The sequence below is a fragment of the Aliirhizobium wenxiniae genome (assembly GCF_014201355.1).
Lineage (GTDB): Bacteria > Pseudomonadota > Alphaproteobacteria > Rhizobiales > Rhizobiaceae > Neorhizobium > Neorhizobium wenxiniae.
Window position 1 is genome coordinate 1,413,519 of sequence record NZ_JACHEG010000001.1, and the last position, 25,544, is coordinate 1,439,062.

A 25,544-nucleotide genomic window follows, 5' to 3' on the forward strand; every position below is an offset into this window, starting at 1 on the left:
TTCCGTCAACTCCTGATAAGTAATTGCCCACGAGCAAAGCGAATGCTCGCAATCATCTTCTCGGGAGGAAGATATGACATTGAAGACCTTTTTGCTGGGCGCCTGCTCGGCCATGGCTTTTGTTGCCACCGCCGCATCGGCTGAAACCCTCACAATCGCCACCGTCAACAACGGCGACATGGTCCGCATGCAGGGCCTCACGTCCGAGTTCACGAAGGCGAACCCGGACATCCAGGTAAACTGGGTCACGCTGGAAGAAAACGTTCTTCGCGAGCGCGTCACCACCGACATCGCCGCAAACGGCGGTCAGTATGACATCGTCACCATCGGCAATTACGAAGTCCCGATCTGGGCCAAGCAGAAGTGGCTCCTGCCGCTCGACGGTCTCGGCGACAAGTATGACATGGACGACCTTCTGCCGGCAATCCGCGGCGGTCTGTCTGTCGACAGCAAGCTCTACGCGGCTCCGTTCTACGGCGAATCCGCCATGATCATGTACCGCAAGGACCTGTTCGAAAAAGCCGGCCTGAAGATGCCGGAAAGCCCGACCTGGGAATTCATCGCTGATGCGGCGAAGAAGATCACCGATCGCGACAATGATGTCTCGGGCATGTGCCTTCGCGGCAAGGCCGGCTGGGGCGAAAACATGGCCTTCGTGTCTGCGCTCAACAACTCCTTCGGCGGCCGTTGGTTCGACGAGAATTGGAAGCCTCAGTTCGATCAGCCGGAGTGGAAGGCATCGCTGCAGTTCTATGCCGACCTGATGAAGGAAGCCGGCCCGGCCGGTGCTTCTTCGAACGGTTTCAACGAAAACCTGACGCTGTTCCAGCAGGGCAAGTGCGGCATGTGGATCGACGCGACCGTCGCCGCATCCTTCGTATCGAACCCGAAGGACTCGAAGGTTGCCGACAAGGTCGGTTACGCAATCTTCCCGTCCAAGGAAGGCGTGAAGAACCACGGCAACTGGCTGTGGTCGTGGAACCTCGCCGTTCCGGCATCCTCGCAGAAGGCTGAAGCCGCGCAGAAGTTCATCTCCTGGGCAACGAGCAAGGAATACACCGCTCTCGTCGCTTCCAAGGAAGGCTGGGCAAACGTTCCTCCGGGCACGCGCACTTCGCTCTATAAGAACGCGGACTACCAGAAGGAAGCAGCCTTCGCAGCTCCGACGCTTGCTGCTATGGACGCTGCCGACATCACCAAGCCGACCGTCAAGCCGGTGCCTTACACCGGTGGCCAGTTCGTCGCGATCCCTGAGTTCCAGGCTCTCGGCACCACTGTCGGTCAGCTCTTCTCGGCTGTCATCGCCGGCCAGTCCACGGTCGACGACGCGCTTGCCGCTGCTCAGGCAACGGCTACCCGCGACATGACTCGCGCCGGCTACATCAAGTAAGGGATTTCCTCCCAAGGATAAGGGTTGTCCGGCGCCTTTGCCGGGCAGCCCGCCTCAGACGGAAACCAGAACGACCGGAAGCCGCGCCTCTCGTCGTATCCACAAGCTACCCTATAAAAACAAGATCATGCTTCCGCGCTGACGTTCCATGAGGACGCCACGACGGCAATGAGAGCCAAAGCTCCGGGGAGGTTTTTTAAGATGGCAACGCAGAACACCAGGACGTTGGCACGCCTTATGATGGCGCCCTCCGTCGTCGTTCTTCTGATCTGGATGGCCGTACCGCTCGCAATGACGCTGTACTACTCCTTCCAGAACTACAACCTGCTGACACCGATGAATGTATCGTTCGCAGGCTTCTTCAATTATCAGTATTTCTACACCGATCCGGCCTTCTTCCAGTCGATCTGGAATACGTTGCTGCTGGTTCTCGGCGTGCTGGCCATCACCGTCATCGGTGGTACCGCGATCGCGCTCCTGATCGACCAGCCGATCTTCGGCCAGGGCATCGTCCGCATCCTGGTGATCTCGCCCTTCTTCGTCATGCCGCCGGTAGCTGCATTGATCTGGAAGAACATGATCATGCATCCGGGTTATGGTGTGTTTGCCGACATCGCCAAGTTCTTCGGACTTCAGCCGATCGACTGGTTCGCGCAATATCCGCTTTTCTCGGTCATCATCATCGTCGCCTGGCAGTGGCTGCCTTTTGCGACCCTGATCCTGCTGACCGCTCTGCAGTCCCTCGACAGCGAGCAGAAGGAAGCAGCCGAAATGGACGGCGCCAACTTCTTCAACCGCTTCATCTACCTGACGATCCCGCATCTTTCGCGCGCCGTCACCGTCGTCATCCTGATCCAGACGATCTTCCTGCTCGGCATCTATGCGGAAATCCTCGTCACCACCAATGGCGGCCCGGGTTACGCATCGACCAACCTCACCTTCCTGATCTACCGCACCGCGCGTCTCGGTTACGACGTCGGCGGCGGTGCCGCAGGCGGTATCATCGCAGTCGTTCTCGCCAATATCGTCGCCATCTTCCTGATGCGCGCCGTCGGCAAGAACCTGGACAAGTAGGAGAGAAGATCATGGCTCGTTCAGTTTCCACCGGACAAAAGATCGGCTGGAGCATCGCCGCCTGGGTCGTGGCTCTGCTCATCTTCTTCCCGATCCTCTATGCGGTCATCACCAGCCTCAAGACCGAGCAGGAAGCCATTGCCGGCTTCTCGCTCATCCCGTCGGGCACGTTCGAGAACTACGTCACGGTTCAGACGCAGCGTGACTACTTCAAGCCGTTCATGAACTCGGTGATCCTCTCGGTCGGCTCCACCATCCTGGCGCTGATCATTGCCATCCCGTCCGCATGGGCCATGGCGTTCGCCCCGACCAAACGGACGAAGGACATCCTCATGTGGATGCTCTCGACCAAGATGATGCCCTCGGTCGCGGTTCTCCTGCCGATCTTCATCATCTTCCGCACCTTCGGCCTGCTCGACAGCCGCGTCGGCCTGACCATCATGCTGACGCTGATCAACCTGCCGATCGTCATCTGGATGCTCTACACCTATTTCCGCGAAATCCCCGGCGAGATCCTGGAAGCAGCGCGCATGGATGGTGCAAGCCTCTGGAAAGAGATCGTCTATGTGCTGACCCCGATGGCGGTTCCGGGCATTGCCTCGACCCTGCTTCTCAACATCATCCTTGCCTGGAACGAAGCCTTCTGGACCATTCAGCTGACGACCACCAATGCGGCGCCGCTGACGGCCTTCATCGCCTCCTTCTCGTCGCCTCAGGGTCTGTTCTGGGCAAAGCTCTCGGCAGCTTCGACCATGGCGATTGCGCCGATCCTCATCCTCGGCTGGTTCAGCCAGAAGCAACTCGTTCGCGGCCTCACGTTTGGCGCGGTTAAGTAAGGAATTCCGATCATGGGCAGCATTACTCTTAAGAACGTCCAGAAACACTTCGGCGAAGCCAAGGTCATCCCGTCGGTCGATCTGGAAATCAAGGAAGGCGAATTCGTCGTCTTCGTCGGCCCCTCGGGCAGCGGCAAGTCCACGCTCCTGCGCCTGATCGCCGGCCTTGAAGACCTGACCGGCGGCACCATCACCATCGACGGCAAGGATGTGACGGAAGCGGCCCCTGCCGCACGTGGTCTCGCCATGGTCTTCCAGTCCTATGCGCTCTACCCGCATATGAGCGTCCGCAAGAACATCGCCTTCCCGCTGAAGATGGCGAAGATGGAACAGTCGGCGATCGACAAGAAGGTCGAGGCCGCCGCCAAGGTTCTGAACCTCACCGACTATCTGGAACGCCGCCCGTCGCAGCTTTCCGGCGGTCAGCGCCAGCGTGTCGCGATCGGTCGCGCCATCGTCCGCGAACCCTCCGCCTTCCTCTTCGACGAGCCGCTCTCCAACCTCGATGCAGCGCTTCGCGGCACGATGCGTCTGGAAATCAGCGATCTTCACAATCAGCTGAAGACGACGATGATCTACGTCACCCACGACCAGATCGAAGCCATGACCATGGCCGACAAGATCGTCGTGCTCAATCGCGGCAATATCGAGCAGGTCGGCTCCCCGATGGAACTCTATCTGACGCCGCGCAACCTGTTCGTGGCGGGCTTCATCGGTTCGCCGCGGATGAACCTGATCACCGGCGACTATGCCAGATCCAAGGGTGCCGTCACCGCCGGCATCCGTCCCGAGCATCTGACGCTGTCGAAGGAAAGCGGCACCTGGAAGGGCAAGGTCACCGTTGCCGAACATCTCGGCGCCGACACTTTCCTGCATCTCGATGTCGAAGGCATCGGCCAGATGACCGCACGCGCCAGCGGCGAGTTCGGCGCCCATCACGGCGACACCGTCTACCTGACGCCGGATGAAACCAAACTGCACCGTTTCGACGACAAGGGCCTTGCTATCAAGGCCTGATGGATCCTACCGGCCTGACAATGAGGCCAACCGGAGTATGAGAAAATGACTGTGAAGCTTTCGCTGGCAAGCCTCAAGGATGCCGCAGCAACCGCCGCTGTGCCCGCTTACGATCCTAAAAGCCTGACGCCGGGCATCATCCATTTCGGCGTCGGCAATTTCCACCGCGCCCATCAGGCCGTCTATCTCGACGACCTGTTCAACACCGGCAAGGGTCACGACTGGGCGCTGATCGGCGCAGGCGTCATGCCCTCCGACGCCGCTATGCGCGACAAGCTCAAGGCTCAGGATTACCTGACCACCGTCGTCGAACAGGACAACAACAAGACGGGCGCACGCGTTACCGCCCCAATGATCGACGTCATCGCACCCGACCAGAAAGACGCCCTGATCGAAAAACTCGCCGACCCGGCGATCCGCATCGTTTCCATGACGATCACCGAAGGCGGTTATTTCATCGACGCTGCCGGCCACTTCAACCCGGCCCATCCGGCCATGGTCGAGGACGGCCAGAACCCGGCTTCCCCGAAGACGGTCTTCGGCCTCATCCTCGCCGGCCTGAAGCTTCGCCGCGAACGTGGCGTGCAGCCCTTCACCATCATGTCCTGCGACAACATTCCGGGTAACGGCCACGTCACGGAAAACACCGTCATCGGCCTCGCCAAAATGTCCGACCCGGCCTTTGCCGAGTGGATCCACGGCAATGTCGCCTTCCCGAACTCGATGGTCGACCGCATCACACCGGCAACCGGCCCCCGCGAAATCGACATCCTGAAGAACGACTTCAACATCGACGACAACTGGCCGGTCTTCTGCGAAGAATTCAAGCAGTGGGTCATGGAAGACAACTTCCCCGCAGGCCGCCCGGCGCTGGAAGAGGTCGGCGTCCAGTTCGTTCCCGACGTTGCTCCCTACGAACTGATGAAGATCCGCATCCTCAATGGCGGCCACGCGACGATCGCCTATCCGGGCGAGCTGCTCGACATCCACTTCGTCCACGAGGCGATGGAACACCCGCTGATCCGCGCCTTCCTGGCCAAGCTCGAGAAGGAAGAGATCATCCCGATCGTGCCGCCGGTCCCGGATACCAATCTCGACGAATATTTCGATCTGATCGAGCGCCGGTTCCTCAATCCGAAGATCGGCGACACCATTCCGCGCCTGGCGCAGGATGGCTCCAACCGCCAGCCAAAATTCATCCTGCCTTCGACCCGCGATCGCCTCGCCAAGGGCGACGACATTATCGGCCTGTCGCTGGTCTCGGCACTGTGGTGCCGCTACTTCGCCGGCACGTCGGATAGCGGCCGCAAGATCGTTTTCAACGATGCCAGCGCAGAGAAGCTGCAGGCCGCAGCCCTCAAGGCCAAGGACGATCCGGCAGCCTTCCTCGTCTTCGATGAGATCTTCGGCGAGGTTTCCAACAACGAACTGTTCCGCAAGCGTTTCGCCCATGCATTGAAGACGCTATGGAGCGAAGGGACTGCAAAGACCCTGCAGCTCTATCTCGACGACAAGCTGGTTCAGGAATGAGGTGAAACGTGGCGGATAAGGCTTTGCTGAACAGCGGACCTCTGGTGATTTTCGACTGCGACGGCGTGCTCGTCGACAGCGAACCGCTTTCGGTCAGGGTTCTGGTCGAAGCGCTCAACCGCCACGGTATCGACATGGCCGAGGAGGAAGCCTACCAGCGCTTCCTCGGCCGCAGCCTCGCCACCATGCGGCAGGTCATGGACGAGGAATACGATTTCCACACCGGCCCGGAATTCCTCGAAACGCTGCGTCTCGATCTCTACGATCTGTTCAAGACCGACCTTCAGCCGATCGACGGCATTGCCGAAACGCTCGATGGTCTGGCGCTTTTGAACCTGCCGCGCTGCGTTGCATCCTCCAGCCAGCCGGAGCGCATCCGCCTGTCGCTCAGCATAACCGGCATTCTCGACAAGCTGGAGCCGCATATATTCAGCGCCTCCATGGTCAAGAACGGCAAGCCCGCGCCGGATCTCTTCCTCCATGCCGCCGAGCAGATGGGCGTAACGCCCGCAAACTGCATCGTCATCGAGGACAGCCCCGCCGGCATCGAGGCGGCGCAGCGCGCCGGAATGACCGTTTTCGCCTTTACCGGCGGATCGCATGCCTGCGTCCCTGGATATCGTGAACGGATCGACGAACTTTCGCCCGATCTCATATTTGACGCCATGCCGGATTTGCTCCACCTTGTAAAAAACCACATGGAGGGTCGCGGAGGAAAGTCTTCCCAACGGGCGGTCTGATCGTCATTGAGGAAGAGTTTGCCGCGAGCGGTACAGGGACAGGAAACAGATCTGGATGCGTGATCACCTCGTTGCGGTCGATATCGGCACGACCAGCGCGCGTGCCGGCGTTTTCGACAGCAGTGGCCGAATGCTTGCCAAGGCCAAACATCCGATCCGGATGTTTCGCCCCAGGGAAAGCCATGCCGAACATTCCTCGCAGGATATCTGGGCCGCCACCTGCCATGCCGTGAAAGCCGCGATGGCCGAGGCCAGCATCGAGCCTTCAAGCATCGCCGCAATCGGCTTCGACGCCACCTGTTCGCTCGTCATGCGCGACCGGGACGGCAAGCCGCTTTCCGTTTCCACCACCGGCGCGCCCGAGCAGGACACGATCGTCTGGCACGATCACCGCGCGATCCGCGAAGCCGACGAACTCTCCGCCTCCGGCCATCACGTCCTGGATTTCTCCGGCGGTTCGCTATCGCCCGAAATGGAAATGCCGAAGCTGAAATGGCTGAAGCAAAACCGACCGGAAAGCTGGGAAAAATCCGGTTTCATCTTCGATCTGGCCGACTTCCTCACCTGGAAGGCAACCGGATCGGCCGAACGCTCGCGCTGCACCGTCACCGCCAAATGGAACTATCTGGCGCATGAGACGCCCGGCTGGAAAAGCGATTACCTGAAGCTCGCCTACCTCGAAGACCTCAAGGAAAAAGCCGGGCTGCCGGAAGGCACTGCCGAAGTTGGCTCCAGCCTCGGCAAACTGTCGGAAGAAGCAGCTTCGCAGCTTGGCCTCGATACGCAAGTCGAAGTGTCCCCCGGCCTGATCGATGCCTATGCCGGCGCCTTCGGTGCGCTTGCCGGTGCTGCCAGCAATGCGGAACTCGAAACCAGCGTTGCGCTGATCGGCGGCACATCCAGCTGTATCGTCGCCTTCTCACGCGATCCGAAACCGGGCCGCAGCCTCTGGGGTCCCTATTACGAAGCGGTCCTGCCCAAACATTGGCTCGTCGAAGGCGGTCAGTCGGCGGCAGGTGCGCTGCTCGATCATATCGTCCAGATGCATGCAGCAGGCGGCGAGCCGACCTCGGATCTGCATGGCCGCATCATCGCCCGCATTGCAGAACTCCGCTTTGAGACGGACGGCGATATCGCCCCCAACCTGCATATCCTGCCGGATTTCCACGGTAACCGTTCGCCGCTGGCCGATCCGCATGTCCGCGGCGTCATCACCGGCCTTACCCTCGACACGTCCTTCGATGGACTGTGCCGCCGCTATTGGCGCAGCTGCGTGGCGATCGCGCTCGGCATCCGCCACATCCTCGATACCATGGTCGGTTTCGGTTATCGTTTCGAAACCCTGCATGTCACCGGCGGCCATGTGAACAACCCGCTGCTCGTCGAGCTTTACGCCGATGTCACCGGCTGCCGGGTCGTGGTGCCGCAGACAAGTGACGCAGTCCTGCTTGGCACCGCCATGACCGCCGCAGTCGCCGGTGGCCTGCATTCCTCTCTCTTTGCCGCCGGCGAGGCCATGCAGGCGGGCGGCACCGAATATCTGCCGAACCTCACCCGCAAGGCCGCATACGACCGCGATTACCGCCGCTTCCTCACCATGGTCCGCCATCGTGAGGAATTGAGGGAACTGGCCTGAAGTTCGGGTGACCCCGCTTATGTCCGGGATTTATCCTGCGATATCTCGCCTGCACCCGGCAGCGGATCGAAGAACAGGTAAAGCCCGCTGATCTGCCCGTCGCGAGCAATGATGAAGTCGGTCCCGGCATAGGCTGGCGGCTCGCCGGGCAGACCGGAAACCCAGCGCACCCTGCCCGCCGTTTCCTGCAGAACTTCAGCCGGGCCGAGCTCGCTGTAGCGATAATCCGGATGGGACGCACGGATCACACCCGCGATCCGCGCGATCTCCACTGGCCCGCGATAGATCCCGTGCGGCTCGTGGAATTCCGCATCCGGCGTGAAGATTTCCGCAGCAACAGCCTGCCGGCGCGCCTCATCAGCCTCGCCGAAAACCTCCTGCAGATTGCGCTTCAGCAGTGTCGCAATGTCGTAAGTCATCGTCAGTCTCCTTGAGGAAAGCCACGCGTCCGCTTGGGATACATTCGGGACGCGCGGATGAGCTTCAACGTTCAGGCAGGCCTCAGATCTGCACCTGACCACCATCGACGAAGAGTTCGACGCCATTGACGAAGCTTGCATCGTCCGAGGCAAGGAACAGCACCGCCTTGGCGATCTCTTCCGGCTGACCGACGCGGCCGGCAGGGATCAGGCTTGCCAGATAATCCTTCGTGCCTTCCGCCTGCGCACCGCCGCCGAACAGTTCGTTCAGGCCGGCCGTGTCGGTGACACCGGGGCTGACGGCATTGACCCGGATATGGCGGTCCTTCAGGTCGAGGATCCAGTTGCGGGCGAAGCTGCGGATCGCGGCCTTGGTGGCGGAATAGACGCTGAAGGCAGGCGTGCCGGAAATGCTGGTCGTCGATGAGGTCAGCACGATCGAACCGCCATCACGCATCAGCGGCAAAGCCTTCTGCACGGTGAACAGCACACCCTTCACATTGCTGTCGAAAGTCGACTGGTAATGCTCTTCGGTGATCGAGCCGAGCGCTGCAAATCCACCACCGCCGGCATTGGCGAAGACGACGTCGATATGGCTGTGCTTCTGCTGGACCGCATCATAAAGCCGGTCGATATCGGCAAGCTTGCCCATGTCGCCCTGTACGCCGGTCACGCGACCACCAATGGTCTTGACGGCAGCATCGAGCGCGTCCTGACGACGGCCGGTAATGAACACCGAAGCACCCTCGCCGGCAAACGCCTTGGCAGTGGCAAGTCCGATACCGCTGGTGCCGCCGGTAACGATGACGACCTTGTTTTCAAATCTCTGAGCCATTGTCTTTCTCCTTTAATCTTGCGGTTCGTTTTCCGCTGGATAAGAAATGCATCTGGAACGATGATTTCGAAAGTCGGCAAAATCGACACTCATCGTTCCATATGGAGAACGATGATGCGCCTCGATCTGAATGATCTTGTCTATTTCGCTGAAGTGGTCGCCCATGGCGGTTTTGCCCCCGCCGGGCGCGCGCTGCGCGAACCGAAATCCAAGCTCAGCCGCCGCGTGGCAGGATTGGAGACTCGGCTCGGCGTGCGCCTGATCGAACGTTCAAGCCGCCGCTTCCGGGTGACGGATGTGGGACAGGTCTTCTATCAGCGCTGCAAGGCCATGCTCGCCGAGGCGGAACTGGCGCAGGCTCTCGTGGCCGAAGCGAAATCGGAACCGGAAGGCCTGGTGCGCTTCAGTTGCCCGACCGGACTGGTCGAGCCGATATCGGGTCTGGTCAACACATTCCTAGACCGCCACCCGAAAGTGCAGCTGCAGCTCGTGGCGGTCGACAGGCCGGTCGATCTCATCGAGGAACGGATAGACATTGCGCTGCGCGTCCGCACCACAATCGACAGTGACGCATCGCTCACCATGCGCTCGCTCGGCAAATCGATCCGTATTCTCGTTGCAAGCCCGCAACTCGCCAGCCGGGTAGCCAGTATCGAACAGCTCGCCTCCCTGCCGACACTCGCAACCAGCGACGATGCGAGCGAACTGGAATGGCATCTGGAAACCGATGACGACCGAAGGCACATTGTCCGCCACGCTCCGCGCATGGGCTGCGGTGATTTCGCCGCGGTCCGCGCGGCCGCAATCGCCGGTCTCGGTATCGCCCTTCTACCCGATCACACCTGCCGTCAGGCGCTGGAAGACGGAACGCTTGTCCGCATCCTGCCCGCCTGGCGCGGCATCACCGGCATCGTCCATCTTGTCTTCACCACCCGCCGCGGCCTGCCGCCGGCGGTGAGAAAATTCATCGACCATCTGGCGGCGAATTTCCCCAAGGATGCGCTGGACGATCCGCAGTTCCGAAGTCGCATACCTGTGACGTGAGGTACTGAAATACGAATGAGGCGGCACATGTGCCGCCTCATTGATTTTCGCAGATCGGCATTCATATGCCGGTCGATTGCCATCAGGCAGCGCGGCTGTAGGATCCGCGAGCATCCGAGACGACGGCTGCACCAAGACGGAACTGCGCAAGCAGCGTCTTGAGAGCCGTGGCTTCCGACGCCAGACCATGGCTGGCCGCCGTCTGTTCCTCGACCATGGCGGCGTTCTGCTGCGTGCCCTGGTCCATCGTATTGACGGCAGTGTTGATCTCGTTGAGGCCAGTCGACTGCTCGCGGGTCGCGGTAACGATCGCCTGGATGTGACCGTTGATCTCCTGCACCTCGGCCACGATGGCCTCTAACCTGGTACCGGTCTCGCCGACACGGCTGACGCCCTGCTGCACCAGAGTGCCGGATGCGTTGATCAGCTCCTTGATCTCCTTCGCCGCCTGGGCGGAACGCTGGGCCAGTTCGCGAACTTCCTGCGCCACAACCGCAAAACCCTTGCCGGCTTCACCCGCGCGCGCGGCCTCGACACCGGCATTCAGCGCCAGAAGGTTGGTCTGGAAGGCGATCTCGTCGATCACGCCGATGATCTTGGAGATCTCCGAAGACGAACGCTCGATATCTTCCATGGCGCGTACGGCTTCACGTACGATATTGCCGGAATTTTCGGCGTTGGAGCGGGTCCGGCTAACCAGACGACCGACTTCTTCAGCACGATGGGCACTATCACGCACCGTCGTGGTGATCTCTTCCAGTGCTGCAGCGGTTTCTTCGACCGAGGCGGCCTGCTGTTCCGTGCGGCGTGCCAGATCGTCGGCCGCATGGCGGATTTCCGAAGCGCCGGCATCGATATTGCGGGCATTGTCACCCACCCTGGTCAGCGCGCCGTTCAGCTTGCCGATCGAGGTATTGAAGTCTTCGCGCAGGCTGTCGAGTTCGGCCACGAAGGGAGAGGTGATGCGATATTGCAGGTCGCCGTCGGAAAGATGCGACAGGCCCTTTGCCAGTTCGTCGACGGCAAAACGCACATCCGCTGCATTGCGGGCAGAAACGCGTTCGCGTTCGCCACGCTCACGCTCCGAAAGCGTCCGTGTCTCTTCCGCATCTCCCTCAAGACGCAGGCGCTCGACAGCATTGCTACGGAACACGGCAACCGCCGCAGCCATCGAGCCGATCTGGTCGGTGCGATCCTGGCCGGGAATGGCAGTGTCGAGATTGCCGGCTGCAAGCTTTTCCATTGCAGCCGTCATGGCGGTCACCGGCGAGATGACGATGCGGCTTAAAAGCGTTGCGAGGAAAGCGATCATGGCGACGACCGCAAGCACGGTTGCAATGGTAGCAGCAACACGGAACTTACCGAGAGCAGCATAGGCATTGTCCCTGTCGACGACGAAGCCGAGGCTCCATTCTGCATTCGGCAGGCCGACAACCGGCAGGAAGCTCACGAGCTTGCCCTTGTCAGCAATCGCAGTCTCGGAAATCTCTGAACCGATCTTCGGTGTATCGGTTGGAAACAGGTCGGCAAGCGTCTTGTTGACGAAAGCCGGGTCCGGATGGAGCAGGATCTTGCCGGCCTTGTTGACCAGGAAGGCATGACCTTCAGGTCCTGCATCGACCGAATTGATAGCCTGTACCAGTGTATCGAGCGAGAAATCGCTGGCAACGACACCTATGAACTTGCCGTCTTTTTCGACTGGAATAGCAGCCGTGATCATCAACTTCTTGTCGGACGCCGAAACATAAGGCTCCGTCAGGACCGGCCCGTTCAGGCTAACGGCCTGCTTGTACCAGCCGCGCTTGCGCGGATCATAATCAGCGGGTAGCGGCAGGTTGGGCCACTGCGTCATCTCGCCGTCGGCCTCGCCGCCGAAATAGGTGGAGACGAACTGGCTGGCGAGAACATCGTTATCAAGAATGGCGAAACGCGACGCAACGTCGGTGCTCTTCTCGATGTTCTTGGCAACGGTGTCGGTAAGCATGAAACGACCACTCAGCCAATTGGCGATGCTCTCCGATGCCTGTTTGCCGGTGGAGTCGATGTTGCGGGCAACGGACTCTGCCACGCCATCTCGCTGAAGACTGTCGATATAGATCGAAAAGGCGCCGAAGGCAGCCGCGACGAGTAGTGACGCGGCAAGCAGGATACGCGTCATGAGATTTGATCTTTTGGTCAACCGAGGTGTTCCTCTGATGAGCGCCGATAAACTCGGCTGCTCGTTGGCATTGTTCTGAGTGGGGGAGACATGCCGCAAGGCAAGGGCGGGAACGCTTCATGCGACCGTGACGCGGGCTAAGACCGCAAGCATCCGCATGAATAAAACCAAATTCTAAACTTTGAATAAAAAACAAACATACGCAATTGCACGCCGTGCGGGCGTACAAATATCACGCACAACAGAAAATTGCTTCAGGACGCGCAACAACCGTCAGACGAACCCGCAGGCACATTGCATTTAATCATACTTTTACTTCGCGCTACACTTCGCTTCTGCAATTATCACGTCTTGCAACACTCGACCGCGATGCCCCTGCTTGCCCTCTCGTTCCTCACTGCCTACATCTGCCCGGCCAACCGCCGGAGACCATGCATGATCCTCGACGCCGCCCGCCTTGCGTTCGTCAACCTTTTCGCACCGGAGACCCGCTCCGCCTTCTGGAAGATGCTGGGTCTGACCCTGCTCATTCTCGTCGGCCTGTGGTTCGCGCTCAGAGAGAGCTTTGCCTATTATATCTGGCCCTGGTTCGCCGCCTTCCTTCCGACAATGCCGGAATGGACCGGATGGGTGACACTGATCGCAGCCATTGCCGCCAGCATTGGCCTGGCGCTGGGGCTTGCACTTCTCATCGCCCCGATCACCGCATTGATCGCCGGCCTGTTTCTCGATGATGTGGCGGCAGTCGTCGAAAAACGCGACTATCCGAACGACCCGCCTGGCAAGGAACTGCCGCTCGGTCAGGCAATCGCCGGCTCGATCAAGTTTCTGGGCGTCGTCATCGTCTTCAACATCATCGCGCTGCTTCTTCTGTTCATTCCGGGCGTCAACCTCATCGCCTTCTTCATGGTCAACGGTTATCTGCTCGGCCGCGAATTCTTCGAATTTGCCGCAATGCGTTTCCGCACGCCGACCGAAGCCCGTGCCTTCCGCTCGAAACATGCCTCGACAGTCCTGCTTGCCGGCATGCTGATCGCCGGTTTTCTGGCGATCCCGATCGTCAACCTGCTGACCCCGCTTTTTGCCGCGGGGCTGATGGTGCATCTGCACAAGGCGCTTTCGGCGCGGGATCCCGGCTTTCGAGACTAATCCGGCAGCGCCGATGCCTCATACATCGCGGCATATTCCGCACTCGGCGGGATAGGCTTGATGATATCGATCAGCACGCCATTCGGGTCGGCGGCAATGAAATGTCGCTGGCCGAAATCCTCGTCCCGGATATCGAGACGTATCGGCAGGCCCGCCGCCTTCAGCCGCTCATAAACCGCATCGACGTCCTCGACCTCGAAGTTCAAAAGCAGGCCGGAAACCGTGCCGCGCCCGGCTTCCGGGATTGTCTCATGGCTGCCATCAAGAATGGCGAGCGTCACATGGTCGCTTTCCTTCGACTGCAGATGAACATACCAGTCGGCGGAGAACAGCGCCTCGAAACCGAAATGCTGGGTGTAGAACGCCGCCGTTCCGGCAACATCTGCGGTCATGATGACCGGATAATAGCTGACTGCCTTCATCTCTTTTCCTCCGTTGAGATTTAAGATACATTCAGTCTGTATGTTTTCTTATAAAATACATTCTGTCTGTATGTAAATAGAGGGCCGAAATGCCGCGCAGCAATCGTGAACGCACAGACGCCACCCGTACCGTTTTGCTGGATGCAGCCCGTAAGCTGTTTATCGAGAAGGGTTACGCCGAAACGGCAACGCCGGAAATCGTCGCTGCCGCCGACGTGACACGGGGAGCGCTCTACCACCATTTTCCGGACAAGAAGGCACTGTTCTGGGCGGTTATCGAGCGCGAGGCGAACAACGTTGCCGCCGATATCGATGCCCATTCGGCGGAAGCCTCATCAGCGCGTGAAGCCCTTCTGCAAGGCGCATCCGCCTATTTCGATGCGATGGCCGTGCCGGGCCGCACGCGGCTGCTCTTAAAGGAAGCCCCCGCCCAGCACGCGATCGATAATGGCGAAGGAGAAGACCCTGCCGAACAAGGCCTGAAGATCGGCCTGTCGCATCTGCTGGCAGGCTCGGAAAACCTCAAGCTTCTAGACCCTCTGACATCGCTGATTTCGTCGGCCTTTGAGAAAGCCGCAATCGCGATCGATTGCGGAGGAAAGCGCGCCGATTACGAAGCCGCAATCGCAGCCCTTCTCGACGGACTTATTGCGCAGCCTCGCCGATGAACTGAGGCGGCAACTCCACCAGCGGCGCCGGGATATCGAAGGTCTTTTCCGGCGAGCGACAGAGATCGGCTATGACGCAATGCTCGCATTCCGGCTTGCGCGCCTTGCAGGTGTAACGCCCATGCAGGATCAGCCAGTGATGCGCATGGAAGAGATATTGCTCGGGGATGACCTTGAGGAACTGTTCCTCCACCTCGTCCGGCGTCTTGCCCGGCGCCATCAGGCAGCGATTGCCGATGCGGAAGACATGTGTATCGACGGCAAGCGTCGGGATGCCAAAGGCCATGGACATCACCACATTGGCGGTCTTGCGCCCCACACCCGGCAGGCGCGTCAACTCCTCGAGCGTCTTCGGCACTTGCGAGCCGAAGTCGTCGATCAGCATGCGACAGAGCGCTATGACATTCTTCGCCTTGTTGCGATAAAGCCCGATCGTCTTGATATGGGCGATGACACCGTCTTCACCGAGCGCCAGCATCTTTTCCGGAGTATCGGCTATTTTGAACAGCGCCCGCGTCGCCTTGTTGACGCCGGCATCGGTCGCCTGGGCGGATAGTGCCACGGCAACGACCAGCGTGAACGGGTTCACATGCTCCAGCTCGCCCTTCGGCTCAGGCCGCTGGATAGAGAAACGGCGAAAGATCTCCACCATCTCTTCCTTCGAATAGGCGGATTTGAAGCGTTTCGTCTTGCTTGCCGCTGCCTTCCTGGCAGGGGCGCGAGTTGACTTTTGCAAAGTTAGGGAGCTGGATTTCGGTTTCGCAGTGGCCATGAGACTGTATAGGCATGCCCCATGATGGAAAGCAACGCGCCGATAAAGGATGACCGCCCGGTCTTCGCCGCTGAACTGATACCCTACCGGTCGCTGGGGCGAACGGGGTTCAAGCTGGTGCTCATGCTTTCGGGTACCGTCTGCGCCTTTTACGGCATCTTCTTCACCGTGACCGGCGCATGGCCGATCGGCCTGTTTCTCGGAGCGGATTTTCTGCTTCTCTATTTTGCCCTGAAGCTGAGCTATCGATCCGGCCGGCAGCGCGAGGAAGTCCGCGTATCGCCGACCGATGTGCTGATCCGCAAATTCTCGCCGACCGGCCGAATGGTCGAGCACCACTTCAATCCGTTCTGGACGCGTTTCCGCGTCAACCGGCATGAGGAATTCGGCATCACCTCCATGCATGTCACGGGCGAAGGCAGGGATACGGATATCGGCTCCTTCCTCAACCCCGATGACCGGGAGAGTTTTGCCAAAGCCTTCCGCAATGCACTGGCAACAGTAACTCGCCGCCTGTGACCAAAGCGCAAGAAACGGGTGGAATCGATGGAGGCGAAAGGGCACATATGAGCGAAAGGAGACAGACCATGAATGCTCTCGCTCAGTTTGCCGCGCCGGCAGTCGATGTGACGCCGGAAGGTTCGGATTACGAGACGGTGCGCCGGGTCATCGAGATGATCACCCTCGATTACCGCGACCAGCCATCGCTCGAAACGATTGCCGCCGAGATCGGCCAGTCACCGACGCAATTGCAGAAGCTGTTCACCCGCTGGGCCGGTCTTTCACCAAAAGCCTTTCTGCAGGCGGTCACGATCGATCACGCCAAGCGCCTGCTCGGTACCGAAGGTCTGCCGCTTCTGGAAACCTCCTATGAGGTCGGCCTTTCCGGCCCCGGTCGCCTGCACGATCTCTTCGTCACTCACGAGGCGATGTCGCCCGGCGAATGGAAGGCCAAGGGCGGCGGCCTGACGATCCGCTACGGCTTCCACCCTTCCCCCTTCGGCATAGCGCTGGTCATGGCCACAGATCGCGGCCTGTCCGGCCTCGCCTTTGCCGATGAAGGCCGCGAGCAGGAAGCGCTGGACGACATGACCCGCCGCTGGCCGAACGCAACCTATGTAGAGGACAAGGCCGCAACCGAACCCTATGTCGGCCGTGTCTTCGATCGCTCGAAATGGCTCTGTGACCGGCCCTTGCGGGTCGTGCTGATCGGCACCGACTTCCAGATGCGTGTCTGGCAAAGCCTGCTGAAAATCCCTTACGGCAAGGCCATCACCTATTCGGATGTCGCTAACGATATCGGTCAGCCGACCGCAAGCCGGGCGGTTGGGGCAGCCGTCGGCGCCAACCCGATCTCCTTCGTCGTCCCCTGCCATCGCGCAGTGGCAAAGAATGGCGCCCTCACCGGCTATCATTGGGGCCTCACCCGCAAGCGCGCCATGCTCGGCTGGGAGACGGGTGGAGCGTAACGCCCTGATTCTGTGCGGCTATCAGAATATTCGTCTGCCAATCTACCCGAAGAAGTTACGGGCTTTTTTGCGGGGTTTTCCGACATTGGCTCGGAACGCTACAGGATTTCCAATCGAACCTTGGAGATCCAGCCGGGTGCAAGAGCGTAAGTTTCCGCGATCGAGGGCCTTCCTCGGCGCAAAAATCCTGTTCAACGATCATCGTTCGGCTTTTGACGGCATCGTCAAGGAAATGTCGGAAGGCGGCGCGATGATCAGGACCGAAAGCGCAATGTCGGTCCCCGAAAGCTTCACGCTGCAACTCTCCGACGGCCGCCAGTTCGAATGCGATGTCCGCTGGCGTCGTATAAACGCGATCGGCGTCGAGTTCCGCACCGCCTGAGATCGAAGTCCCGCCTTCAGGTGACAGTCAGCTTAAAGGCAGATGCCACCGGACAACGACAGATGAAATCTGTCCTGTTCAGCAAGGTGGATCGGCGAATGGCAGTTACATTCAAGCGGAAGTGGCTTCGCAACGGAGCGGCAGCCATTGGTATCACAGCGCTTAGCATCGGCGCCTATCTGGGCTTCCTTCAGCTTTCCGGCAATTTCCACACCGTCATCGCCGGTGAACTCTACCGCTCGGCCCAACCGACATCCGGCCAGATCGAGGAATATGCGCGCAACTACGGTATCCGCACCATCGTCAACCTGCGCGGCCCCTCCAAAAACGCCGCATGGTACACCGATGAAGTGGCGACAACGCAGCGGCTTGGAATAAAGCATATCGACTTCCGCATGGTCTCCTCCAGGGAGCTCACCGCAGAACAGGCGGACCAGCTCGTCGCCTTGCTGAAAGATGCGCCGAAACCGATCCTGATCCACTGCCAGGCAGGTGCCGACCGCACAGGCCTCGTATCCGTCATCTACAGCCATCAGATAGCCGGCATCCCGACCGAAAAGGCGGAACGGCAACTGTCGCTTTATTTCGGCCATGTCGGCCTGCCGCTCGTCTCAAAAGCCTATGCCATGGACAGGACATGGGAAATGCTGGAGCGCCACTACGGTCTTTCCCGGGAACCGTTCACGGCCCCCATCTGAAAGGACGGCGTTCCTTTTATGCCACCTGCACGATATGTCCCTCGGAGACCTCACGGTATTGCCGCACCGGAGGCACGTAATCCACTGAGCGCACGGGGCTCTTGATCTCGTCGGTCGCCATGTTGCGCTTGATCGACCGGCGTGCAGGATCCGGCACGGGAACCGCCGACATCAGCTTTTTCGTATAAGGATGCTGCGGATTTTCGAACACAGCAGCCCGAGGCCCTATCTCGACGATCTCGCCGAGATACATCACCGCCACCCGGTGGCTTACTCGCTCGACCACAGCCATGTCGTGGGAAATGAACAGATAGGCGAGCTTCAGGCTTTGCTGCAGGTCAAGCAGCAGATTGCACACCTGCGCCTTGATCGATACGTCGAGCGCCGACACTGCCTCATCTGCCACAATCACCTTCGGATCGAGCATCAGCGCACGCGCAATCGCGATACGCTGCCTCTGGCCACCGGAAAACTCGTGCGGAAAACGCTTCATCATGTCAGCTGACAGGCCAACCTTTTCGAGCAGCGCCGCTGCCTTGTCACGCGCCTCAGCCTTGCTGCCAAGCGCATGTTCGACAAACGGCTCCATCACCGCAGAACCGATGCTCATGCGCGGATTGAGAGAGGCGAACGGATCCTGAAAGATCATCTGTACCGAGCGGCGCATGCGCCGCAGCGAAGACTGGTCGAGCTTCATAACCTCATAGCCGTCGAGCACTACATTGCCGCTCGTCGGGTTGATCAGCCGCGTCACGGAACGGCCGGTAGTCGACTTTCCGCAACCGGATTCTCCGACAAGCGACAGCGTCTCGCCCTCCTGCAGGCTGAAAGACACGTTTTCCACCGCATGCACGGCACCGGTCTTGCGACCGAGCAGGCCTGAATGGATGTCGAAACGCGTTGTCAGGTCACGAACTTCGAGGATCGGTGTCTTTCCCTTCGCCACCGTGTCGGTGACGTCGGCCAGCTTCTGCTGTTCACCGGTCTTGACGTCGATGATCGGAAACCGCAGCGGCAGTTTACGCTCGCCCATCGACCCCAGCCGTGGCACAGCCGAAAGCAGCGCACGGGTGTAAGGGTGCTTGCCGCGATGAAAGATATCGGCGGTCGCGCCCGTCTCCACCTGGTCGCCACGGAACATCACGATCGTCCGGTCGGCCACTTCCGCCACCACGCCCATATCATGAGTGATGAACAGAACAGACATCCCCTCCTCGTCCTGCAACTGCTTGATCAGATCGAGAATCTGCCCCTGGATCGTCACGTCGAGCGCCGTCGTCGGCTCGTCCGCGATCAAGAGTTTCGGCTTCGACGCAAGCGCCATTGCAATCATCACGCGTTGGCGCATGCCACCGGAAAACTGGTGCGGGTATTCGTCGAACCGGCCCTTGGCGTTCGGGATACGAACCTTTTCCAGAAGTCGCAGGACTTCCGCCTTGGCTTCGGCTTTAGAAATATCCTTGTGAACAGTCAGCGCCTCGGCGATCTGCTTGCCGATCGGGAAGATCGGGTTGAGCGAGGTCATCGGCTCCTGAAAGATCATCGAGATGTCGTTGCCGCGCACTCGGCGCATCTCTTCCTCGGGCAGCGAGACAAGCTCCTTGCCCTGCAGGAACACCTGCCCATCGATACGGCTGGTCTTTTTCGGCAACAACCGCATGATCGACAGCGACGTCACCGATTTGCCCGACCCGCTTTCACCGACGATCGCCACCGTTTCCCGCGGTGCGACATCGAACGAGATGTTGCGCACCACGGTCTTCCACTCGTCACCGACGCGAAACGAGGTCGAGAGGTTCTTCACCGAAAGAACCGGAGCGACGGAGCCGCCCCCATGTTCCATGTCATTTCCGGAAAGCAGCATCGGGTTCCCCTTTTTATATCGATGGTCTTGCCCGGATCAGGCCGCGAGCGCGGTTTCCGCCAGCGTCACCCAATAGCTGACGCCATAGGGGATAGCTTCGTCGTTGAAGTCATAGGCCGCGTTGTGCAGGCTCGCCGTATCGCCATTGCCGATAAAGATGAACGCGCCCGGGCGCTGCTCCAGCATGTAGGAAAAATCCTCGGCCCCCATATGTGGATTGACCTCGCCATTGACCGCTTTCGGGCCGGCTACCTTGCCGGCGATACCGATCGCAAATTCGGTTTCCGCTTCGTGGTTGAAAGTGACCGGATACCCGCGGCGATAGACGACATCGGCAGTAGCGCCATGTACGGTCGCAGTCATTTCCGCCACAGCGGTCAGGCGCTTCTGGGCAAAATCGCGTGTCTCCGGCAACAGTGTTCGCACAGTGCCGACAAGCTTCACCGTATCGGGAATGACATTGTTTGCTTCCCCGCCATGGATGGCTGAGACCGTGACAACCAGCGACTTGAGCGGGTCGGTTTCGCGCGAAACGATCGATTGCAGCGCGATGACGATATGCGATGCGGCGAGCACCGGATCGATCGAGTTATGTGGCTGTGCGGCATGGCTGCCGCGACCGTTGACGCTGATCTCGAACACGTCGGCCGCCGCCATGATACCGCCCTTGCGGATGGCGAAGTTGCCGACAGGAAGCCGCGGCTCGTTATGCATGCCGTAGACTTCCTTGATGCCGAACTTGTCGATGAAGCCGTCATTGATCATCGCCAGCGCTCCGGCGCCTCCCTCTTCGGCCGGCTGGAAGATCACGGCAACCGCTCCCTTGAAGTTGCGCGTCTCGGCCAGATACTGCGCAGCCCCGAGAAGCATGGCCGTGTGGCCGTCGTGGCCGCATGAATGCGCCTTGCCCGGCGTCTTCGATGCCCATGGCTTGCCCGAGGTCTCGAAAATCGGCAGCGCATCCATGTCGGCACGGAACCCGATCACCGGTCCGTCACCGTGCTTGCCCTTGATGATGCCGACGACACCTGTCTTGCCGATGCCGGTTTCGACCACATCGCAACCGAAGGAATTGAGCTTTTCGGCAACAAAGCGTGATGTCTCGTGAACATCGTAAAGCAGCTCCGGATTCTCGTGCAGATGACGCCGCCATTCGGCTACCTGGTCCTGCATCTCGGCTACGCGATTGATCACTGGCATTCCGGCACCTCGTTGATTTTTCTCAAGTTCCCACTTTGTGTGGAGCAGATATTGCGATGCTTGTGTGATGTTTTGCAAGCTTCAATTTTCGCTCTTGAACGAAAAATAGGCTTGTGCTTTGATGGCCCAAAATTTGGTCACACACGCCAGACGTGAAGGAATGGACGTGTCATAAATCGACTGAACATAAAGCTTGCGGGCAGCATCATTGGCACCCGTCGGGAAGGTTGACAGGCTAAAAAGCCGCAACCAGGGAGCCCCGACCGGAACCGCCCGCCACCAATCACCAAAACTCGTAAAGAGAACCACAAAGGGGAACAGCAGCATGCATAGATTGAAACTTCTGTTGGCCGGCACGGTTGCCGCCATGGCGCTTTCAAGCGCCACGGCACACGCGGAGCGCGGCACGGATGGTGACCTGAAGATCCTGTTCTGGCAGGCAGTCTCCACCATGAACCCGTTCCTGTCCGGCGGCACGAAAGAAGTCTTCGCATCTTCGATGGTCATCGAGCCTCTGGCCCGCACCGACGAAAATGGAAAGCTGGTCGCTTATCTTGCAACCGAGATCCCTACCCTGGAAAACGGCGGCCTAGCCAAGGATCTGCTGAGCCTGACCTGGAAGCTGAAGCCCGACGTCAAATGGTCGGACGGCACGCCGTTCACCGCCGAAGACGTGATCTTCACCTGGAAATACTGCACGGCGCCGGACGGCGGCTGCGCCCAGAAGGCACAGTATGAAGGCGTCAAGGACGTCGAAGCCATAGACCCGCACACCGTCAAGGTCACTTTCACCGAGCCGAAACCCTACCCCTATTCCGCCTTTGTCGGCTCTCAGTCACCGATCATCCAGGCAAAGCAGTTCGCCGATTGCGTCGGCGCCAAGGCGCCCGGCTGCACCGCTGCCAATTTCGGCCCGATCGGCACCGGCGCCTTTGTCGTCGCCGACTTCAAGCCGAACGACGTGATCACCTTTAAGGCCAATCCGAATTACCGGGATCCGGCCAAGCCCGCCTTCGCTTCAGTCACCCTCAAGGGCGGCGGTGATGCGGCCTCCGCCGCCCGCGCTGTGCTGGAAACCGGCGAATATGACTATGCCTGGAACACCATGGTCGAGCCGGAAGTGCTGCAGACGATGCTGGCCGCAGGCAAGGGCCGTCTTGAATCGGCCTTCGGCACCAATGTCGAGCGCATCAACCTCAATTGGACCAACCCCGACCCGGCTCTCGGCGACAAGCGCTCCACTACGGATGCAGGCCCCCATCCGGCCCTGAAGGACCCGGCAGTGCGCCGCGCCCTCTCGCTCGCCATTGATCGCGATATCATCGTCGAGGCGGGTTACGGCGCAGCCGGCAAGGCCACCTGCAACATCGTTCCGGCCCCGGAAGCTGTTGCTTCGACCAAGAATGACAGCTGGTGCCTCAAGCAGGACCTCGAAGCCGCCAACAAGCTGCTCGATGATGCAGGCTGGGCAAAGGGTTCGGACGGCATCCGCGCCAAGGACGGCGTCAAGCTCAACTTCCTCTACTCCACTTCGACCAACTCGGTGCGTCAGGCAACCCAGGAACTGGTCAAGTCCATGTGGGCCGAAATCGGTGTCGGTGCGGAACTGCGCAACGCCTCCGCATCGGTCTTCTTCGGCGGCGACCCGGCAAGCCCCGACACGTTCCAGAAGTTCTACGCCGACGTCGAAATGTACACCAACAATTTCGATGGTACCGACCCGGAGAAATATCTGGCGGAATGGCTGTGCAACCAGATGCCAGGTCCGTCGAACGGCTGGCAGGGCCAGAACATTCCGCGTTATTGCAACCCGGAATATGACAAGATGGTTGGCACTCTCTCCAAGACCGCAGACCCGGCAAAGCGCGCCGAGCTTGCCAAGCAGTTGAACGACATGCTGACGGAAGAAGGCGCTCATATCCCGCTCGTTCACCGTGGCGATCTTTCCGCTTTTGCAGTCTCGCTGGATGGCGTCAGGATGAACTCGTGGGACAGCCAGCTCTGGAATGTCGCTGACTGGTATCGCAAGAAATAACACCGGTTGCCGGACCGAACACTCTGTTGGTCCGGCATTCTTAGCCAAGGCATCACGATTTTCCCGGTCTACGGCCGGGCAAATCTCACCGTAAGGCACAGAAATCTGCGCATTCCCGCCGTGTTGCAGCTACGCGGCAGGCAATTGCAGACCGGAGAATTCCATATGTTCACATTCACGTTGCGACGATTGTTCTTCGCAATCCCGACGCTGCTGGTAATCAGCTTTGTCATTTTCGCTCTTCTCGATCTCGCCCCGAATGATCCGACAGGCGACCTGCCTCTGACGATCCCGCCGGAAGTGCGCGAACAGATCCGCGCCTCGCTGGGCCTCGATCAGCCTTTCTTCTTCCGTTATCTGGCCTGGCTGCATCAGTTTTTCATCAACGAGCCGCTCAACATCATCGAAAGCCTCACCGGCTGGCAGTTTGGCGATGGCGAGCGCATGCGCGTCCTTTCCTGGGCAACGCGCAGCCCGGTCGTCGATCTCATTGTCCAGCGTCTGCCTCAGACGCTCTGGGTCGTGGGCCTCGCCTATCTCTTCGGCATCCTCATCGCCATCCCGATCGGCGTCATTTCCGCCTACAAGCAGTATTCGGTCCTCGATCAGGTCGGCACGTTCATCTCGATGGTCGGTTACTCTGTCCCGACGTTCTTCACCGGCGTGCTGCTGGTGGTTATTTTCTCTTCCTATCTGCAGTGGTTCCCTTCGGTTTACGATACCAACCTGCGTGTCACGGACTTTTCCAGCTTCGTCGCGCAGGTAAAACAGATGGTTCTGCCGGTCGCCGTTCTGTCGCTTTATAACGCGTCACAGATCGCTCGTTTCGTTCGCGCCTCGATGCTCGACAACCTGCATCAGGATTATGTCCGCACCGCGCGCGCCAAGGGCGTGAAGGAAAAGGCCGTGCTGCTCGTCCACGTACTGCGCAACAGCCTCATTCCGGTTGTCACCGTGATTGCACTCGGCGTGCCGACCATCTTTTCCGGCGCCATCATTACCGAACAGATTTTTCGTGTGAATGGGCTTGGCCAGTTGTTGATCACCGCCGTGCAGGGCGCGGATATCCCGCTCGTCCAGACGCTCACCTTCATCTTCGCGGTGCTGATCGTCCTCTTCAACCTGATCGCCGACGTACTTTACGGCATTCTTGACCCGAGGATCCGTTATGACTGACGCAACCGCGACCTTGTCTGCACCGGTGACAGCCTCCACTCCGGCACGCTCTGCATTCGCCGACATATGGAAACAGTTCCGCGCCCATAAGGGTGGCGTTGCAGGCCTCGTCGTCTTCACCTTCATCGTGCTGGCCGTCTATGTCGGCCCCTATATTCACCGCGTCGCACCGAACCAGATCAACATCCGCGACAAGAACCAGTGGCCGTCGCTGGCTCACCCCTTCGGCACGGACAATCTCGGCAAGGACATGCTGGCACAGGTTTTGGCAGGCGGCCGCATCTCGCTCGCAGTCGGCATCACCGCCATGCTGCTTGCGCTTTTCCTCGGCACGCTGGTCGGCGTCCTGTCGGGTTATTTCCGCCGCTTGGACGGTCCGCTGATGCGTTTGACCGACCTTTTTCTGGCGCTTCCGCTGCTTCCGCTGCTTCTGGTCATTCTGCTTCTGTTTCGCGATACGCTGCGTTCAGCCTTCGGTCCCGAGACCGGTATATTCATACTGATCGTGGTCGTTATCGGCATTACCAGCTGGATGCATACCGCCCGTATCGTCCGCGGCGATGTTCTGGCGGTCAAAAGCCAGGAATTCGTGCTGGCGGCAAAATCGAGCGGCATGCGCGAATATCGCATCGTGCTGAGGCACATTCTCCCGAACGTGCTCTCCTCGATCATGGTCTCGGCAACGCTCGGCATCGCCTCGGCCATCATCACGGAATCGTCGCTCTCCTTCCTTGGCCTCGGCTTCCCATCGGACTTTCCGACTTGGGGGCGGCTGCTGTTCGATGGCGCCAACTTCCTGCAGCTGACGCCTTCACGCGTTCTCTGGCCAGGCCTCGCCATTTCGATGACTGTCCTGAGCGTCAACTATATCGGCGACGCAATCCGAGACGCGCTCGATCCACGCGCCGTCAAGCGTTGAGAAAAACGACGCCTTTGTGAAACGGCGGCGAAAGCTGCCGTTTACTTTTCTGGAAACGTCACTTTTTTCCTGAAAAAGTTGGAACCTTCTTTATCGCCGCCCGTTATCCGA

At 59.7% G+C, this 25,544-nt stretch carries 25 protein-coding genes; 17 read left to right on the forward strand and 8 right to left on the reverse strand.

Annotated elements, in window-relative coordinates:
- The first annotated feature begins 73 nt into the window (after positions 1-73).
- The 7 genes from HNQ72_RS06875 to HNQ72_RS06905 all read left to right on the forward strand — a co-directional run bounded on the left by HNQ72_RS06875 (position 74) and on the right by HNQ72_RS06905 (position 8,223).
- Positions 74-1,390, forward strand: a complete 1,317-nt coding sequence (locus HNQ72_RS06875; protein WP_183990771.1) for an ABC transporter substrate-binding protein — start codon at positions 74-76, stop codon at positions 1,388-1,390.
- Between the two features lie 201 nt (positions 1,391-1,591).
- A complete protein-coding gene (locus HNQ72_RS06880) occupies positions 1,592-2,464 on the forward strand; it encodes a carbohydrate ABC transporter permease (protein WP_183990773.1) in 873 nt (290 codons plus the stop codon).
- Between the two features lie 11 nt (positions 2,465-2,475).
- The gene (locus HNQ72_RS06885) at positions 2,476-3,300 is read left to right on the forward strand and encodes a carbohydrate ABC transporter permease (RefSeq protein ID WP_183990775.1); all 825 of its coding nucleotides are present in this window, start codon (positions 2,476-2,478) and stop codon (positions 3,298-3,300) included.
- Positions 3,301-3,312: 12 nt separating this feature from the next.
- A complete protein-coding gene (locus HNQ72_RS06890) occupies positions 3,313-4,317 on the forward strand; it encodes an ABC transporter ATP-binding protein (protein ID WP_183990777.1) in 1,005 nt (334 codons plus the stop codon).
- A 45-nt stretch (positions 4,318-4,362) separates the two neighbouring features.
- Positions 4,363-5,847, forward strand: a complete 1,485-nt coding sequence (locus HNQ72_RS06895; RefSeq protein ID WP_183990779.1) for a mannitol dehydrogenase family protein — start codon at positions 4,363-4,365, stop codon at positions 5,845-5,847.
- Between the two features lie 8 nt (positions 5,848-5,855).
- The gene (locus HNQ72_RS06900) at positions 5,856-6,587 is read left to right on the forward strand and encodes an HAD family hydrolase (RefSeq protein ID WP_244654311.1); all 732 of its coding nucleotides are present in this window, start codon (positions 5,856-5,858) and stop codon (positions 6,585-6,587) included.
- 55 nt (positions 6,588-6,642) lie between these two features.
- Entirely contained in the window at positions 6,643-8,223 is a 1,581-nt protein-coding gene (locus HNQ72_RS06905) for an FGGY-family carbohydrate kinase (RefSeq protein WP_183990781.1), read from the forward strand.
- Positions 8,224-8,240: 17 nt separating this feature from the next.
- On the opposite strand, the gene HNQ72_RS06910 is transcribed toward HNQ72_RS06905, so the two are convergent.
- The gene (locus tag HNQ72_RS06910) at positions 8,241-8,642 is read right to left on the reverse strand and encodes a nuclear transport factor 2-like protein (RefSeq protein ID WP_183990783.1); all 402 of its coding nucleotides are present in this window, start codon (positions 8,640-8,642) and stop codon (positions 8,241-8,243) included.
- Between the two features lie 82 nt (positions 8,643-8,724).
- Entirely contained in the window at positions 8,725-9,477 is a 753-nt protein-coding gene (locus HNQ72_RS06915; protein ID WP_183990785.1) for an SDR family NAD(P)-dependent oxidoreductase, read from the reverse strand.
- 111 nt (positions 9,478-9,588) lie between these two features.
- On the opposite strand from HNQ72_RS06915, the gene HNQ72_RS06920 reads away from it, so the two are divergent.
- Positions 9,589-10,521 (forward strand): LysR substrate-binding domain-containing protein, encoded by a 933-nt coding sequence (locus HNQ72_RS06920; protein WP_244654312.1) that lies wholly within the window; start codon positions 9,589-9,591, stop codon positions 10,519-10,521.
- A gap of 82 nt (positions 10,522-10,603) precedes the next feature.
- Here the strand turns inward: HNQ72_RS06920 and mcpU are convergent, their stop codons facing one another.
- Positions 10,604-12,700, reverse strand: a complete 2,097-nt coding sequence (gene mcpU, locus HNQ72_RS06925) for a methyl-accepting chemotaxis protein McpU (protein WP_183990789.1) — start codon at positions 12,698-12,700, stop codon at positions 10,604-10,606.
- 414 nt (positions 12,701-13,114) lie between these two features.
- Between mcpU and HNQ72_RS06930 the strand changes: the two genes are divergently transcribed.
- Positions 13,115-13,828: a sulfate transporter family protein gene (locus HNQ72_RS06930; protein ID WP_183990791.1), complete on the forward strand. Its 714-nt coding sequence runs from the start codon at positions 13,115-13,117 to the stop codon at positions 13,826-13,828.
- Here HNQ72_RS06930 and HNQ72_RS06935 read toward each other — a convergent pair.
- Entirely contained in the window at positions 13,825-14,250 is a 426-nt protein-coding gene (locus HNQ72_RS06935) for a VOC family protein (RefSeq protein WP_183990793.1), read from the reverse strand. The two genes, HNQ72_RS06930 and HNQ72_RS06935, sit on opposite strands and share 4 nt — an antisense overlap.
- Before the next feature lie 89 nt (positions 14,251-14,339).
- Between HNQ72_RS06935 and HNQ72_RS06940 the strand changes: the two genes are divergently transcribed.
- Positions 14,340-14,918 carry a TetR/AcrR family transcriptional regulator gene (locus tag HNQ72_RS06940; RefSeq protein WP_183990795.1) on the forward strand — a complete coding sequence of 193 codons (579 nt, stop codon included), beginning with the start codon at positions 14,340-14,342 and terminating at the stop codon, positions 14,916-14,918.
- On the opposite strand, the gene nth is transcribed toward HNQ72_RS06940, so the two are convergent.
- Positions 14,896-15,690 (reverse strand): endonuclease III, encoded by a 795-nt coding sequence (nth, locus tag HNQ72_RS06945; protein ID WP_183990797.1) that lies wholly within the window; start codon positions 15,688-15,690, stop codon positions 14,896-14,898. The genes HNQ72_RS06940 and nth overlap by 23 nt on opposite strands.
- A gap of 21 nt (positions 15,691-15,711) precedes the next feature.
- On the opposite strand from nth, the gene HNQ72_RS06950 reads away from it, so the two are divergent.
- The 4 genes from HNQ72_RS06950 (at position 15,712) to HNQ72_RS06965 (ending at position 18,239) form a co-directional block, all read left to right on the forward strand.
- A complete protein-coding gene (locus tag HNQ72_RS06950; protein WP_183990799.1) occupies positions 15,712-16,209 on the forward strand; it encodes a DUF2244 domain-containing protein in 498 nt (165 codons plus the stop codon).
- Positions 16,210-16,277: 68 nt separating this feature from the next.
- A complete protein-coding gene (locus HNQ72_RS06955) occupies positions 16,278-17,159 on the forward strand; it encodes a methylated-DNA--[protein]-cysteine S-methyltransferase (protein WP_183990801.1) in 882 nt (293 codons plus the stop codon).
- 136 nt (positions 17,160-17,295) lie between these two features.
- Complete coding sequence (locus tag HNQ72_RS31065; RefSeq protein ID WP_244654313.1) at positions 17,296-17,541, forward strand: PilZ domain-containing protein; 246 nt, start codon at positions 17,296-17,298, stop codon at positions 17,539-17,541.
- Positions 17,542-17,639: 98 nt separating this feature from the next.
- Entirely contained in the window at positions 17,640-18,239 is a 600-nt protein-coding gene (locus HNQ72_RS06965; protein WP_183990805.1) for a dual specificity protein phosphatase family protein, read from the forward strand.
- 16 nt (positions 18,240-18,255) lie between these two features.
- On the opposite strand, the gene HNQ72_RS06970 is transcribed toward HNQ72_RS06965, so the two are convergent.
- The 3 genes from HNQ72_RS06970 to HNQ72_RS06980 all read right to left on the reverse strand — a co-directional run bounded on the left by HNQ72_RS06970 (position 18,256) and on the right by HNQ72_RS06980 (position 21,630).
- Complete coding sequence (locus tag HNQ72_RS06970; RefSeq protein WP_183990807.1) at positions 18,256-20,103, reverse strand: ABC transporter ATP-binding protein; 1,848 nt, start codon at positions 20,101-20,103, stop codon at positions 18,256-18,258.
- 36 nt (positions 20,104-20,139) lie between these two features.
- Positions 20,140-21,303: a M20 aminoacylase family protein gene (locus tag HNQ72_RS06975; protein ID WP_183990809.1), complete on the reverse strand. Its 1,164-nt coding sequence runs from the start codon at positions 21,301-21,303 to the stop codon at positions 20,140-20,142.
- A gap of 81 nt (positions 21,304-21,384) precedes the next feature.
- Positions 21,385-21,630: a hypothetical protein gene (locus HNQ72_RS06980; protein ID WP_183990810.1), complete on the reverse strand. Its 246-nt coding sequence runs from the start codon at positions 21,628-21,630 to the stop codon at positions 21,385-21,387.
- Between HNQ72_RS06980 and HNQ72_RS06985 the strand changes: the two genes are divergently transcribed.
- From HNQ72_RS06985 to HNQ72_RS06995, 3 genes are all read left to right on the forward strand, one after another.
- Positions 21,629-23,338, forward strand: a complete 1,710-nt coding sequence (locus HNQ72_RS06985; RefSeq protein ID WP_183990813.1) for a peptide ABC transporter substrate-binding protein — start codon at positions 21,629-21,631, stop codon at positions 23,336-23,338. The genes HNQ72_RS06980 and HNQ72_RS06985 overlap by 2 nt on opposite strands.
- A gap of 165 nt (positions 23,339-23,503) precedes the next feature.
- Positions 23,504-24,514 (forward strand): ABC transporter permease, encoded by a 1,011-nt coding sequence (locus HNQ72_RS06990; RefSeq protein WP_183990815.1) that lies wholly within the window; start codon positions 23,504-23,506, stop codon positions 24,512-24,514.
- Complete coding sequence (locus tag HNQ72_RS06995) at positions 24,507-25,433, forward strand: ABC transporter permease (RefSeq protein WP_183990817.1); 927 nt, start codon at positions 24,507-24,509, stop codon at positions 25,431-25,433. The genes HNQ72_RS06990 and HNQ72_RS06995 overlap by 8 nt, the downstream gene beginning before the upstream one ends.
- Positions 25,434-25,544 lie beyond the last annotated feature (111 nt).

What these genes read in the sequence shown, in the direction of transcription:
- HNQ72_RS06905 (WP_183990781.1), top strand. Translation starts at nt 6,643, where the DNA reads ATGCGTGATCACCTCGTTGCGGTCGATATCGGCACGACCAGCGCGCGT.
- HNQ72_RS06940 (WP_183990795.1), top strand. Translation starts at nt 14,340, where the DNA reads ATGCCGCGCAGCAATCGTGAACGCACAGACGCCACCCGTACCGTTTTG.
- HNQ72_RS06975 (WP_183990809.1), bottom strand. Translation starts at nt 21,303, where the DNA reads ATGCCAGTGATCAATCGCGTAGCCGAGATGCAGGACCAGGTAGCCGAA.
- HNQ72_RS06885 (WP_183990775.1), top strand. Translation starts at nt 2,476, where the DNA reads ATGGCTCGTTCAGTTTCCACCGGACAAAAGATCGGCTGGAGCATCGCC.
- HNQ72_RS06910 (WP_183990783.1), bottom strand. Translation starts at nt 8,642, where the DNA reads ATGACTTACGACATTGCGACACTGCTGAAGCGCAATCTGCAGGAGGTT.
- HNQ72_RS06875 (WP_183990771.1), top strand. Translation starts at nt 74, where the DNA reads ATGACATTGAAGACCTTTTTGCTGGGCGCCTGCTCGGCCATGGCTTTT.
- HNQ72_RS06950 (WP_183990799.1), top strand. Translation starts at nt 15,712, where the DNA reads ATGATGGAAAGCAACGCGCCGATAAAGGATGACCGCCCGGTCTTCGCC.
- HNQ72_RS06890 (WP_183990777.1), top strand. Translation starts at nt 3,313, where the DNA reads ATGGGCAGCATTACTCTTAAGAACGTCCAGAAACACTTCGGCGAAGCC.
- HNQ72_RS06995 (WP_183990817.1), top strand. Translation starts at nt 24,507, where the DNA reads ATGACTGACGCAACCGCGACCTTGTCTGCACCGGTGACAGCCTCCACT.
- HNQ72_RS06990 (WP_183990815.1), top strand. Translation starts at nt 23,504, where the DNA reads ATGTTCACATTCACGTTGCGACGATTGTTCTTCGCAATCCCGACGCTG.
- nth (WP_183990797.1), bottom strand. Translation starts at nt 15,690, where the DNA reads ATGGCCACTGCGAAACCGAAATCCAGCTCCCTAACTTTGCAAAAGTCA.
- HNQ72_RS06915 (WP_183990785.1), bottom strand. Translation starts at nt 9,477, where the DNA reads ATGGCTCAGAGATTTGAAAACAAGGTCGTCATCGTTACCGGCGGCACC.
- HNQ72_RS06935 (WP_183990793.1), bottom strand. Translation starts at nt 14,250, where the DNA reads ATGAAGGCAGTCAGCTATTATCCGGTCATCATGACCGCAGATGTTGCC.
- HNQ72_RS06980 (WP_183990810.1), bottom strand. Translation starts at nt 21,630, where the DNA reads ATGCTGCTGTTCCCCTTTGTGGTTCTCTTTACGAGTTTTGGTGATTGG.
- HNQ72_RS06955 (WP_183990801.1), top strand. Translation starts at nt 16,278, where the DNA reads ATGAATGCTCTCGCTCAGTTTGCCGCGCCGGCAGTCGATGTGACGCCG.
- HNQ72_RS06920 (WP_244654312.1), top strand. Translation starts at nt 9,589, where the DNA reads ATGATGCGCCTCGATCTGAATGATCTTGTCTATTTCGCTGAAGTGGTC.
- HNQ72_RS06880 (WP_183990773.1), top strand. Translation starts at nt 1,592, where the DNA reads ATGGCAACGCAGAACACCAGGACGTTGGCACGCCTTATGATGGCGCCC.
- HNQ72_RS06895 (WP_183990779.1), top strand. Translation starts at nt 4,363, where the DNA reads ATGACTGTGAAGCTTTCGCTGGCAAGCCTCAAGGATGCCGCAGCAACC.
- HNQ72_RS06930 (WP_183990791.1), top strand. Translation starts at nt 13,115, where the DNA reads ATGATCCTCGACGCCGCCCGCCTTGCGTTCGTCAACCTTTTCGCACCG.
- HNQ72_RS06985 (WP_183990813.1), top strand. Translation starts at nt 21,629, where the DNA reads ATGCATAGATTGAAACTTCTGTTGGCCGGCACGGTTGCCGCCATGGCG.
- HNQ72_RS06970 (WP_183990807.1), bottom strand. Translation starts at nt 20,103, where the DNA reads ATGCTGCTTTCCGGAAATGACATGGAACATGGGGGCGGCTCCGTCGCT.
- HNQ72_RS06965 (WP_183990805.1), top strand. Translation starts at nt 17,640, where the DNA reads ATGGCAGTTACATTCAAGCGGAAGTGGCTTCGCAACGGAGCGGCAGCC.